Raw genomic sequence first — 11973 nt, forward strand, 5'->3', positions numbered from 1 at the left:
GCAATCCGACAACCGAGAAGTAAGGAATGGGAATGTTCGTGTTGCACGACCGAGTGGCCGGAGTGCTTGCCGGCGCCGCCGTAGGAGACGCTCTGGGCGGAGCCACCGAGGGGTGGACTCCCGAGCAGATCGAAGAGCGTCACGGCGGCCGGGTCGAAGGAATCGTCGGCCCGTTCCTCTCCGATTGGAAGACGGCCCGACCGATAGCGCCGTATCACAAGGGTGATGGCCACGTGACGGATGACACCCTCATGACGCATGCGCTGGTGGAGGTCTACACCAAGCGGCGCCGGCACCTCGACGCCTACGACGTGGCCGGTGACCTCGTGCCGCTGATGATCGGCGAACGGCGCTGGGTGCCGGAGCTCGAGGACCACGCGCTGATCCTTCAGCGAGTGTTCCTGGCCGAGAAGTGGATCGTGGCGAAGCTCCACTACGGGCACGCGGATCCGCGTGAGGCCGGCGTCGGCAACATCGTGAACTGCGGGGCGACCATGTACATGGCCCCGGTGGGACTCGTGCACATCGGAGACCCGCGCGGGGCCTACGACGAGGCGATCGACATCGCGGGTGCGCATCAGTCGTCCTACGGCCGTGAGGCGGCTGGCGTGTTCGCCGCTGCTGTCGCCGCCGCTGCCGCTCCTTCTGCGACCCTCGCCGACGTGCGCGCCGCCGTGCTCGAGGTCGCCCATGACGGTACAGCCGCAGCGATCCGGGCCGTCTTCGACGCGGTCGACGCGTTCACCGCGGCCGGCGGCTCGGATGACCCGCGGGACCTCGCTCGCGTGGTGCGAGCTGCCGTCGCGCCCTTCGACACCGTGGGCGATCATTACCGCGCGCCCGCCATGGATGCTCGGCTGCCATCGCGCACCAAGTCGATCGAAGAGCTTCCGGTGGCACTCGGATTCGTCATGGCTCGTGAGGGCGACCTGCGCGCGGCAGTGCTCGATGCGGTCAACTACGGTCGGGACTCGGATTCGATCGCGACGATGGCGGGGGCGATCTGCGGCGGTCTGCACGGCATCACAGCCGTACCGAGCGAGTGGGTCGAGGGCGTGACGAGCGCGAGCAGGCTCGACCTCGACGGAGTCGTCTCAGCGATGACGGATGCGGTTCGCGACATCACCCATGACGATGCGGAGCGGGCAGCACGGCGGGCCGCTGCACTCACCGAGATGCTGGCTCGGGAGGACGCGGCGTGAGACTCACCTGGTCGCAGCCGGAGGACCTCGTGGCCGCCGAGTTCGCCGCCTTGCGTGAGCAGGGCGTGGAGGAGCGCGTGCTCGCCCCGATCGAGCAGCGCTGGGCCGAAGCAGGAGGCTCGACCGTGTTGGCGCCGTCGGGCGCGAGTGCCGAATCAGCGTCGCCTGAGGTGCGTGCGCTGGCGCGCACGGTGCTGGACGAGCTGCAGAGCCTGCAGGTTCCGAGCGCCGAGGAACCGGACGAGTGGGAGCGGATTCTGGCGCTGCTTCCTCCGGCGAGCTCTCCATCCGGAACCGCCGCGACCTTCGAACGCGTGCACGGCGCGTGGCTCGGCAGGTCTGCCGGCTGCCTTCTCGGCAAACCTGTCGAGAAGATCCCTCGGGAGGGCATCGAGGAGATCGCACGATCGACAGGGAACTGGCCGATCCGACGGTACTTCACGGCGGTCGGACTCGCTGACGAGGTCGCCGATCGGTGGCCCTGGAACAGACGATCGGCCCCGACCTCGCTCCTCGAGAACATCGACGGGATGCCGGAGGACGACGATCTCAACTTCCCGATCCTCGCGCTCGACCTGATCGAGACGCACGGATCGGCTCTGACGACGGACGACGTCGCGCAGGCGTGGCTCGCAGCCCTCCCGGCGGGACGGGTGTTCACCGCCGAGCGCGCCGCGTACCGGAACATCCTCGAGGCACGCCCCGTGCCAGAGACGGCGACGCACGGGAACCCCTTCCGCGAATGGATCGGAGCCCTGATCCGCGCCGACGTGCACGGATGGGCGCACCCCGGCGATGTGCGTGCCGCAGCGGCGTCGGCGTGGATCGATGCCCGGCTCAGCCACTCGCGCAACGGCATCTACGGCGAGATGTGGGCCGCGGCGCTCTGTTCGGCGTCGCTTGTCGCGGCATCCCTCGACGAGGTTCTCGATGCCGCGGATGCGGTCGTACCGCCCCGATCGCGGCTCGCCGCCGCCGTGGAGGTGGGGCGTGCCCTCGGCCGCGGGATCGCGGACGGCACCCTCACCGAGGCGGCGGCGCTCGATCGCCTGCACGCCGAGTTCGAGGGCATGCACTGGGTGCACACCCTCAACAACGCCGCGCTCGCCGCCTGCGCTCTGCAGGCGTATGGCGACGATTTCGGAGCTGCTGTGGCGCTGGCCGTCGCCGGCGGCTGGGACACCGATTCGGTCGGAGCCACCGTCGGGTCGGTCGTCGGCGGGCTCGTGGGGGCGGGTGGCATCGGTGAAGCCTGGACCGCTCCGCTGCGCGACCGGATCTCGACCTCGATGCCCGGCGGCGCCGACAGATCGATCACCGAGCTCGCTGAGCGCACGCTGCGGCTCGCGAAGCCCACCGCAGGAGGCAGCAGATGAGTGTCGTCATCGTCGGCAGCGTCAATCAGGACGTCGTCGCTCACGTCGAGCGCATCCCCGCTCCTGGCGAGACGGTGCTGGCCTCGACGCTGTCGCGCTCGGGGGGCGGTAAAGGCGCCAATCAGGCCGTGGCCGCCCGACGCGCAGGCTCCGCCGAGGTGGCCTTCGTCGGAGCCGTGGGCGGAGATTCCGATGGCGCGAACCTTCGGGCGGGCCTCGTGGCCGACGGCATCGACGTCTCGGGCATGCTGCAGGTCGACGGCCCGAGCGGCATCGCGCTGATCTCAGTCGATGCCCACGCCGAAAACGCGATCGTGGTCGTGCCAGGAGCGAACGCGGCGAGGATCACGCTCACGGATGTGCAGCGTTCGGTGGTCGCGCGATCTCGTGTGCTGCTCACGCAGCTGGAGGTTCCGCTCTCGCTCGTCGAGGAGGCGGCAGCCGCACGACATGCGGATGCGTGGCACCTGCTCAATGCGGCACCGTCGGCCCCGCTGGTGGCAGCGCGCGGCGACCTGCTCGGCACCGCCGATGTGCTCATCGTCAACGAACACGAGGCGGTCGACATCGCGGGAGGCGGCGACCTGGACGCCGTCGTCGCCGACCTGTCCGAACGTGTGCGGGCGCTGGTGATCACCCGCGGTCGCCACGGTGCGACCGTCGTGTGCGCGGGGGACCGGGCGGAGGTCCCCGCTTTCGTCGCGGAGGCTGTCGACACGACCGGCGCCGGCGACACGTTCTGCGGCGTGTTCGCCGCGACCCTCGATGCTTCGGGCCGCATCCCCGATGAGGTCGACATCGCACTGCTCGTTCACGCCGCGCGGGCCGGTGCCGCCGCGGCCGCACTGGCCGTCACACGTCGCGGCGCACAGGAAGCGGTCCCCACCGCCGCCGAGGTGTCGGCCTTTCTCAAGAAGGAGAACGCATGAGCTCCGGATTCGATCCGCTGCACCCGCGCGAGCTCGATCTGCCCGCACCGGTGCCTCTTGACGTGGATCTGACCGACGGCGAAGCCGCCCGAGCCCTCGACGATGCGAAGATCTTCGCGGCACCGACCGATCCCACCGACATCCCGCAGTGGCGCGCCCAGCTCGAGGCCTGGCGCAGCGGAGCACGAAACCGTCATGGCGAACCCCGTCGATACGAAGATCCCGCCTCGCAGTGGGCGAGCAGATGCTTCACGGTCGCGCAGGTCTGGCTGTGGGATGAGCTCTTCTTCGATTTCGCCGCGCAGCGATTCACCCCCGAAGTATTCGTGGAGGACGCCAGGAAGCGATTCGGCGGCCTGGACGGCATCGTGCTCTGGCATGCGTACCCGGTGATCGGCATCGACGATCGCAATCAGTGGGACTTCTACGACGTACCGGAACTCGCCGCGGCAGCGGCCGCCGTGCGGGCGATGGGGATCGCCGTCTTCGTCGACTACAACCCCTGGGACACCGGCACTCGACGGTCGGGGGAGGATGCGGTCGAGCTGGCCGAGACTGTTCGTCGTCTCGGCGCTGACGGGGTGTTCCTCGACACTCTGAAGAAGGCGGATCCCGAACTCGTCGCAGCCCTCGACGACGTGCGCCCGGGGATCGGGCTCGAGGGTGAGTCGAAGCTGGCGACCGAGCGGATCGCGGATCACACGCTCTCCTGGGCGCAGTGGTTCGCGGACTCCGAGATCCCGGGAGTGCTGCGGGCCCACTGGTTCGAAAGACGCCACATGCAGCACCACATTCGACGATGGCACCGGGATCATGCAGCGGAGCTCCGCTCTTCCTGGCTCAACGGCGTGGGAGTCATGGTGTGGGAGGTGGTCTTCGGCGCCTGGGTGGGCTGGAACGCTCGGGATGCGGCGACTCTGCGCCGGATGCTCCCGGTGCAACGCGGCCTGCATCGCTGGCTCGTCGACGGGGAGTGGACTCCGCTGGCGGTCGTCGACGGCCCCCTCGCCGGGTCGACCTTCGAGCTCGACGGCGTCACGCTGCTCGTGCTCGCGAACACGTCGGACGCCGATGTCGCCTTCGAGGGAGACGGTGAGTGGACGCCGCTTCATGCTCAGGAGATGTCCGCACAGATCGTGGTTCCCGCAGGGGGAATCGCGGCCGCGGTGAGGGAGGCACCCGGGGCTGCTTCCTGCGAGGAGATCGACGCGGTGCGGGCCGCGCTCGTCGGGCAGGCGGCGGAGCGCGACGCGTCGTTCCCGCATCGGCGCGTGCGTCGACTCGCGGCGCCGCAGAACTCCACGGCATCGGCATCCGCGAGTGCGGCGCCTGGTCCGTTCGTCATGGTGCCGGCAGGCGAGCACACCCTGACCGTGCGGTACCGCATGCGTGAGACGGGCATGTACGACGGCGCCCCGTATGTCGACGAATGGAAGCCCCTCCCTCCGCGGCTGCACGATCAACGGACCCTCGAGCGTTCGGTGTCGCTGACCGCATCCGTGCAGGTGGCGGCGGCCGAGGTGAGCGAGGCCGAGTACGCCCTGTTCCTCGACGCCATCGGGGAGAGTACCGATGACCGCGATCCCGAGCGCCCCGCGACGAATGTGACCTTCTCTCGTGCACGCGAGTACGCGGCGTGGTCAGGCGGCCGACTGCCCAGCGAAGACGAATGGCAGCTCGCCGCGTCCTTGCCCGGGTTCGTTCGGCGTGTTCCCGAGGTGTGGAACTGGACCGAATCGGAGCATTCCGACGGCCGCACGCGTTTCGTCATGCTGAAAGGCGGCAGTGCGCATCGCAGCGAGGGGTCGGACTGGTACTTCGACGGCGGCGTGAAGCCTGCCGAGTTCAGCGCGAAACTGCTGCTTCCCGGCCTCGGGCACGACGCATCGCCGTCGATCGGATTCCGTGTCTGCCGCGAGGTCGGCGGATGAGTCCGCTGGAGGGCGTGAAGGTCGTGGATGCGTCGACGTTGTTCGCCGGTCCGATGGCGGCGATGCACCTGGGCGACATGGGCGCCGACGTCGTGAAGGTCGAGCACCCGAATCGTCCGGATCCGGCACGTGGCCACGGCCCGAGCAAGGACGGCCAGAACCTCTGGTGGAAGACTCTCGGGCGCAACAAGAGAACCGTCGCCATCGATCTGCACACCGATGGCGGACGAGAGGCCTTCCTGCGACTGACACGCACGGCAGATGTCGTGATCGAGAACTTCCGCCCCGGAACTCTCGAGCGCTGGGGTCTCGACTACGCGACCCTCTCGGCGCAGAATCCAGGACTCGTGCTTGCTCGCGTGACCGGGTTCGGACAGATCGGCCCCTATCGGCGACGACCCGGTTTCGGCACTCTCGCTGAGGCGATGAGCGGGTTCGCGTCGTCGACGGGCGAACCCGACGGGCCACCGACGCTGCCTCCGTTCGGCCTCGCCGACGGCGTCGCCTCTCTCGCGACGGCGTATGCGATCATGGTCGCCCTGCACTCGCGGGAGCGCGAGGGTGTGGGCCAAGAGGTCGATGTCGCGATCATCGAACCGATACTGGCCATGCTGGGCCCGCAGATCACGCGCTGGGATCAGCTCGGCACCGCGCAGCCTCGCACAGGCAATCGATCCGTCAACAACGCGCCTCGCAATGCCTATCGCACGGCGGATGGATCCTGGGTGGCGGTCTCGACGAGCGCCCAGTCGATCGCAGAGCGCGTCGTCACGCTGGTCGGGCGCCCGGAGTTGGCGGAGGAGCCATGGTTCTCATCCGGCGCCGCTCGGGCGGAGCATGCCGATCTGCTCGACGATGCGGTCGGCGGATGGATCGCTCGACACTCCCGCGAGGAGGTCGTGGCGGCGTTCGAGGCGGCGGAGGCCGCGGTCGCCCCCATCTACGACCCCGCTGACATCGTCGCCGATCCGCAGTTCAACGCGCTCGGCACGATACATCGCATCCACGACGAGGATCTCGGGGAGATCGCCATGCAGGGCCCGTTGTTCCGTCTGTCGCGGGATGATGCGAGCATCGCCTTCACGGGACGCGCGCATGGCGCGGACACGGATGCGGTACTGCGCGACCTCGGCTATACGGCGGAGGAGACCGCGGCCCTTCGCGAGAACGGGAGCATCGGATGAGCGCCACGATCATCACCGCACTCTACGCGCCGGCCGATCGTCCGGAGCGATTCGAGAAGGCGCTCGACGCGGGCGCAGATGCGATCATCGTCGACCTCGAGGATGCCGTGGCGACGTCACGCAAGGCCGAGGCTCGGGCGGCGCTGGCCGACTTCGCTGCGATCTGGGAGGGTCGCGGCGAGGGAGCACCTGCCGTGCAGGTGCGCATCAACGCCCGGGGCTCTTCGGAGCATGCGGCAGACCTCGACGCAGTGGCGTCTCTGCCGGTGGAGTTCGGTGTGCGTGTCGCTAAGATCCAGTCACCCGAGGACGTCGCCGCCGTGCGCGCTGCTCTGCCCGGTCGCGACGTGCACGCGCTCCTCGAATCGGCGATCTCGATTGAGCGTGCATTCGACATCGCCGGGTCGGGTGTGGCCGCGATCGCCACCGGCGAAGCCGATCTGCGAGCCGAGCTCGGCGTGCCGGCCGGGCCGGAGGGCGAACCCGGCCTCGCCTGGTCGCGCAGTCGGATCGTCAACGCGGCCGCGGCCGCCGGGCTGCCCGCCCCGCTCATGGCGGTGTATGCCGATATCGCTGACCTCGAGGGATTGGAAGCGAGTTGTCGGGCCGGTCGAGCGCTGGGATTCTCCGGGAGGACCGCGGTCCATCCTCGACAGCTCCCGGTGATCCGTGGTGTCTTCACTCCGGATGCCGACGAGATCGCCCGAGCTCGGCGGATCATCGAGCGGGTGAGCTCCGCAGCTGCCGACGGCACCGGTGCCTTCGCGCTCGAAGACGGCACGTTCATCGACGTGGCGATGGTGCGAGCCGCCGAACGGATCATCGCCGCCGGCGACCGCTGACAGCCCACGGTCACTCCAGGATGGCCTAGCATCGACCTGTTCGACGAGAGGGGCGGTGCGCGCATGAACGAGTCGGTCGGCGCGGCGGGTTCCGCCCATATCTTCCGCGAACGGAGCGTCGGCCCGAGGTGGATGGTCGTCCTCGGCATCGTCACTCTCGCGCTGCTGACCTTCGTCATGTGGTTGGCGATCCCCGAGCTGATCGCGCAACCCGACAAGCTGAACGCCGGCATCGTGGTGCTGTTGCTGGTGTCGACCGTCATGGTCGTGATCGCGGTGGTCCTGCTCCTCACGCGTCGAGCGACCGTGGTGGTCACTGACACCCATGTCGATGCGTATCTCGATCCATTCCGCATCATGCATATATCCCTGGACGTGATCGAGGGCGTCGACATCATCGACGTCGACTTCAGCGATTCGCGCGGGTGGGGCTGGCGGCTCGTCGGCACGGAGCAGTATCTGCTCTGGTCCGCGGGGCCCGCGGTGCGGCTGACTCTGACCAAGGGCCGGTTGCGTGTGCTCCGCAGCGATCGCGCTGCAGAGATGGTGAGGGCGATCGCGCACGTCAGAACCGACCCCTCCCGAAGCTGACCACGGCAGACTGGACGGGACGCCATTCCCCCACGTCAGGAGACGCGATGACAGACCAGCCCCGCACGGCGCCCAGCCAGGCAGTACTCACTGTGCAGGAGGTCGAGCAGATCAGCCCCGACCTGATCCGCATCACCGCGGGCGGAGACGGCTACACGGCGTTCACCGACAACACCTCGACCGACAAGTACGTGAAGGTCCTGTTCGCCGACCCGAGTCACGGCCTCACGCCGCCGTACGACCTCGCGCAGCTGCGCGCCGAGAGCCCCGAGAAGCTCCCGACCCGGCGCACGTACACGGTGCGAGCCGCGGATGCCGCGCGGCAGCGACTGGTGATCGACTTCGTGGTGCATGGCGATGAGGGGGTGGCAGGGCCCTGGGCGCGCAGCGCGCAGCCCGGGGACACTCTCGTCGTCAGTGGAGCGGGTGGCGGCTACGCCCCTGATCCGTCGGCTCCGTGGCATCTGCTGATCGGCGACCACACCGCTCTGCCCGCGATCTCGTCGGCCGTCGAAGCCTTCTCCCCGGACGCCATCGGGCACATCGTGCTGTCGATCATGGATCCTGCCGACCGCATCCTGCCCGAGGTTCCGGCGGGTGTGCTGGTGCACTGGACGCAGACGGACGACGAGCTCCTGTCGATCGTCGCGAGCCTCGAGTGGAGAGAGGGCCACCCGGGTGTCTTCGCTCACGGAGAGCGCGGAACGATCAAGGCGGTCCGTGCACTGCTCGAGGAGCACGACGTGCCGCGCGAGCGCCTCTCGATCTCGGCGTACTGGGCGCGCGGGCGCGCAGAGGATCAGTTCCAGGCCGAGAAGCGGGAGCCGATCGGGCAGATCGAGTAGGGGCCGGCCTCAGAAGCCTTCGGGCTCTCGCGGCGTGTATGCGCTCTCGAGCGCGGCGATCTCGGATTCCTCGAGGCGGATGCCGGCGGATGCGACGGCGTCGTCGATGTGCGCCGCCTTCGTCGCACCGACGATCGGAGCGGTGACGGCCGACTGGTGAGCCACCCAGGCGAGAGCGATCTGCGCCCGGGAGACCCCGCGGTCCGCAGCGACATGCGCGACGGCATCGACGATCGCCCGGTTCGAATCCTCCTCGCGACGGTAGAGCGTCTTGCCGAAAGCATCCGTCTCGGTGCGCGCCGTCGTCTCGTCCCAGTCGCGCGTGAGCCTGCCGCGGGCCAGAGGCGACCAGGGCAGCACGCCGACACCCGAGTCGAGGCAGAAGGGGTGCATCTCTCGCTCCTCCTCGCGCTGCAGCAGGTTGTACTGGTCCTGCATCGAGACGAAGGGAGTCCATCCGTTCTGCGCGGCCACATGCTGCGCCTTCGCGAACTGCCAGGCCCACATCGACGATGCTCCGATGTACCGGGCCTTGCCGGATCGCACGACGTCGTGCAGCGCCTCCATGGTCTCTTCGATGGGCGTCTCGGGGTCCCATCGATGGATCTGATAGAGATCGACGTGATCGGTGCCGAGGCGCCTCAGGCTCGCCTCGATGCCGGACAGGATGTGCGCACGACTGAGCCCGGCCTGATTGGCGCCGGGGCCCATACGTCCGTGCACCTTGGTCGCGATGACGATCTCATCGCGCCGCGCGAAGTCGGCGAGTGCACGCCCGACGAACTCCTCGCTGGTTCCGTCGGAGTACACGTCGGCGGTGTCGAACGTGGTGATCCCGGCCTCGAGGGCCCGTCTGATGAGAGGACGACTCGCGTCCTCGTCGAGGGTCCATCCGTGCGCCCCGCGATCGGAGGCGCCGAAGCTCATGCATCCGAGCACGATCTTCGAGATCTTCAGCCCGGAGCGGCCGAGCCGCACGCTGTCGTCGATGTCGAGCATCCGTTGTCTCCTCATGTAGCGGGGTGTGAGCGTCGAGGCGCGTCATGTCGATGCTCTCACGCGGTCAGGGCGCGTCTGCGAGTCCTTTCGTCGTGCGCGTCATGAAAGGCGCGAATCCACGTCCTGATCAATGGCGATGAGAGATCGGGCTCGTGACCTGCTCTCGAGTCGCCGTGTGAACGGCACGGGTGCTCCGGGGGGAGCCCCGAGCGGTCGCGTATCGAGGTGGCGGAGTCGTGGGGACTCCGTCACCTCGTTCCTCCGTGACCGAGCCGAGCGCCGTGATCCTGCACCGGTTGAACGGAGCTGTCAACCACCCTGCGTTCGGCGTGGATCCGGAGGATCATGAGGGCCTCGGACACGAATGAGGAGGCACCATGACGAACATCGATGCATTCGCGAACAGCCTGCCGCCGGAGGTGCCGGGCGTTCCGCCCGTCGACGACTTCACGGACGGCACGTTTCCCACCGACACGGATGAGCCCGAGACGCAGGGCGAAGATCCGCTCGAGGCCGAGCTGGGCGAAGACGGCCAGGGCGACCTCGATCTGGCAGACGAGTCGGGCGCATCCGGTGACGCACCTCGCGACCTGAGGGACGGCACCGAGTGAGTGGCGGCGTCGGACCCGACACGAGCGATGCCCAGGAACGCATCGCCGAGCAGATGAAGGAACGGGGGGCGGAGGATCCGCATCTGGTGCAGGACATCCCGGCCGGTGGTGGCGGTGCCGATTCCGGGCCCGCCGAAGCGGTACGGGTGGAGCCGGATTCGTGGGATGAGAACACCGAGGGAGTCGACACCGAACAGTCGGTCCACAACGACGAGCCGGGTGTGGGGCCGCGCCGCGCGGACTGACGCCACGGTGCTGGAGCGCCGCGAGCGGGCCGGCGTAGGATGCTGCGCGTGAGCGATGCACTCGACGCCGGCCCGTTCTTCCACGGCACGAAGGCTGATCTGGGCCCCGGCGATCTGCTCACGCCGGGATTCGCGTCGAACTATCGACCCGAGATCGTGATGAACCACATCTATTTCACGGCCCTGGTCGATGGCGCAGGCCTCGCGGCGGAGCTCGCCCCGGGCGATCGCGAGCCGCGTGTCTACGAGGTCGAGGCGACGGGCGAGTTCGAGAACGATCCGAATGTCACCGACAAGAAGTTCCCCGGAAACCCGACCCGTTCCTACCGCAGCAGTGCACCCGTGCGCGTGGTGCGCGAGGTGCAGGACTGGACTCGCCTCGCGCCTGAAGCGCTCGCCGCGTGGCAGGAGCGCCTGGCGGTGATCCGCGAAGAACGCGGAGAGATCATCAACTGACGGCGTGCGTCCTGCGGCGCGAGAGTGCGCCGAGCGCACGGTCGATCGAGACGAAGATCAGGCCGACGGCGATGAGCGCCACGGTGAGGGCCACGACCCACTGGGTGACTCCGAGGACGCCCAATGCATCGACGTCCATGAACGGATACGGGTACCGCTGGCCGGGCGTGAACTCACCGCCGAGAGAGCCGTACACGAACGCCCACACCAGGTAGGTATAGGGCAGGAGCGTCCACAGTACGGGGTCGATCCACCGGAACGCGCCCTTGGGCACGAAGAGCAGCCAGTCGACGATCATCAGCACGGGAGTGATGATGTGGATGAGGTTGTCGGTGAGCGAGAAGATGTCGGCGTCACCGTCGGCGAAGCGCGCCGGCACGAGCACGATCAGGTAGATGAGCATCGTCACGGTGATCGCCATCATCACCGCGCCACTGAGCCGTGCGCTCGGCGTCGATGTGCCTGACCGGCCGCGATGCCGCAGATCGCGGGTGGTTCGGACGACGAGGATCAGCATCCAGGCGAGACAGAGCAGGTTGCTGAGCATCGTGTAGAACAGCAGCGTCGTCCATGACGGGTGTCCGGTCAGGATGTCGGAATGGCGCACGATGCCGGTGAGGATGATCCCGAGCGCGATGACACGGTAGGCGAGCGCGATCGGTCGCGCGTCGATGGCGGCGTGCGCGAACAGTGATGCGCGCGGCGTCTCGGGGGGAGTGAGGGTGGAAGCCGCGGACGGCGATACAGCGGCTTTCGACATAC

The 11973-nt window shown here is 68.5% G+C and carries 13 protein-coding genes; 11 read left to right on the plus strand and 2 right to left on the minus strand.

Translation table 11 applies throughout. The features are described 5' to 3' along the window. The first annotated feature begins 26 nt into the window (after positions 1-26). The 8 genes from AC3WS6_RS02430 (at position 27) to AC3WS6_RS02465 (ending at position 8900) form a co-directional block, all read left to right on the plus strand. Entirely contained in the window at positions 27-1202 is a 1176-nt protein-coding gene (locus AC3WS6_RS02430) for an ADP-ribosylglycohydrolase family protein (protein WP_492499475.1), read from the plus strand. Continuing rightward, entirely contained in the window at positions 1199-2578 is a 1380-nt protein-coding gene (locus AC3WS6_RS02435) for an ADP-ribosylglycohydrolase family protein (RefSeq protein WP_492499476.1), read from the plus strand. Before AC3WS6_RS02430 ends, AC3WS6_RS02435 begins: the two co-directional genes overlap by 4 nt. Beyond that, positions 2575-3507, plus strand: a complete 933-nt coding sequence (locus AC3WS6_RS02440; RefSeq protein WP_492499477.1) for a ribokinase — start codon at positions 2575-2577, stop codon at positions 3505-3507. Before AC3WS6_RS02435 ends, AC3WS6_RS02440 begins: the two co-directional genes overlap by 4 nt. Continuing rightward, positions 3504-5438, plus strand: coding sequence for an SUMF1/EgtB/PvdO family nonheme iron enzyme (locus AC3WS6_RS02445; protein WP_492499478.1), 1935 nt, complete (start codon positions 3504-3506; stop codon positions 5436-5438). Before AC3WS6_RS02440 ends, AC3WS6_RS02445 begins: the two co-directional genes overlap by 4 nt. After that, positions 5435-6622: a CaiB/BaiF CoA transferase family protein gene (locus AC3WS6_RS02450; protein WP_492499479.1), complete on the plus strand. Its 1188-nt coding sequence runs from the start codon at positions 5435-5437 to the stop codon at positions 6620-6622. Before AC3WS6_RS02445 ends, AC3WS6_RS02450 begins: the two co-directional genes overlap by 4 nt. Continuing rightward, positions 6619-7464 carry an HpcH/HpaI aldolase/citrate lyase family protein gene (locus AC3WS6_RS02455; protein WP_492499480.1) on the plus strand — a complete coding sequence of 282 codons (846 nt, stop codon included), beginning with the start codon at positions 6619-6621 and terminating at the stop codon, positions 7462-7464. The genes AC3WS6_RS02450 and AC3WS6_RS02455 overlap by 4 nt, the downstream gene beginning before the upstream one ends. Positions 7465-7527: 63 nt before the next feature. Beyond that, on the plus strand, positions 7528-8055 hold the full coding sequence (locus AC3WS6_RS02460) for a hypothetical protein (protein WP_492499481.1): 528 nt from the start codon (positions 7528-7530) through the stop codon (positions 8053-8055). Positions 8056-8102: 47 nt separating this feature from the next. Then, a complete protein-coding gene (locus AC3WS6_RS02465; RefSeq protein WP_492499482.1) occupies positions 8103-8900 on the plus strand; it encodes a siderophore-interacting protein in 798 nt (265 codons plus the stop codon). A 9-nt stretch (positions 8901-8909) separates the two neighbouring features. Here AC3WS6_RS02465 and AC3WS6_RS02470 read toward each other — a convergent pair whose 3' ends face one another. Further along, entirely contained in the window at positions 8910-9899 is a 990-nt protein-coding gene (locus AC3WS6_RS02470; protein ID WP_492499483.1) for an aldo/keto reductase, read from the minus strand. 377 nt (positions 9900-10276) lie between these two features. Here AC3WS6_RS02470 and AC3WS6_RS02475 point away from each other — a divergent pair, with 377 nt between their 5' ends. The 3 genes from AC3WS6_RS02475 to arr are packed head-to-tail and all read left to right on the plus strand — an operon-like array spanning position 10277 to position 11211. Beyond that, the gene (locus AC3WS6_RS02475; protein ID WP_492499484.1) at positions 10277-10510 is read left to right on the plus strand and encodes a hypothetical protein; all 234 of its coding nucleotides are present in this window, start codon (positions 10277-10279) and stop codon (positions 10508-10510) included. Beyond that, positions 10507-10755 (plus strand): hypothetical protein, encoded by a 249-nt coding sequence (locus AC3WS6_RS02480; protein ID WP_492499485.1) that lies wholly within the window; start codon positions 10507-10509, stop codon positions 10753-10755. The genes AC3WS6_RS02475 and AC3WS6_RS02480 overlap by 4 nt, the downstream gene beginning before the upstream one ends. Positions 10756-10803: 48 nt before the next feature. Next, positions 10804-11211 carry an NAD(+)--rifampin ADP-ribosyltransferase gene (arr, locus tag AC3WS6_RS02485; RefSeq protein WP_492499486.1) on the plus strand — a complete coding sequence of 136 codons (408 nt, stop codon included), beginning with the start codon at positions 10804-10806 and terminating at the stop codon, positions 11209-11211. On the opposite strand, the gene AC3WS6_RS02490 is transcribed toward arr, so the two are convergent. Then, entirely contained in the window at positions 11204-11971 is a 768-nt protein-coding gene (locus AC3WS6_RS02490; protein ID WP_492499487.1) for a Pr6Pr family membrane protein, read from the minus strand. The two genes, arr and AC3WS6_RS02490, sit on opposite strands and share 8 nt — an antisense overlap. Between the last annotated feature and the right edge of the window lie 2 nt (positions 11972-11973).

It is taken from the genome of Microbacterium sp. EB106-03-03-XG65, from assembly GCF_058791955.1.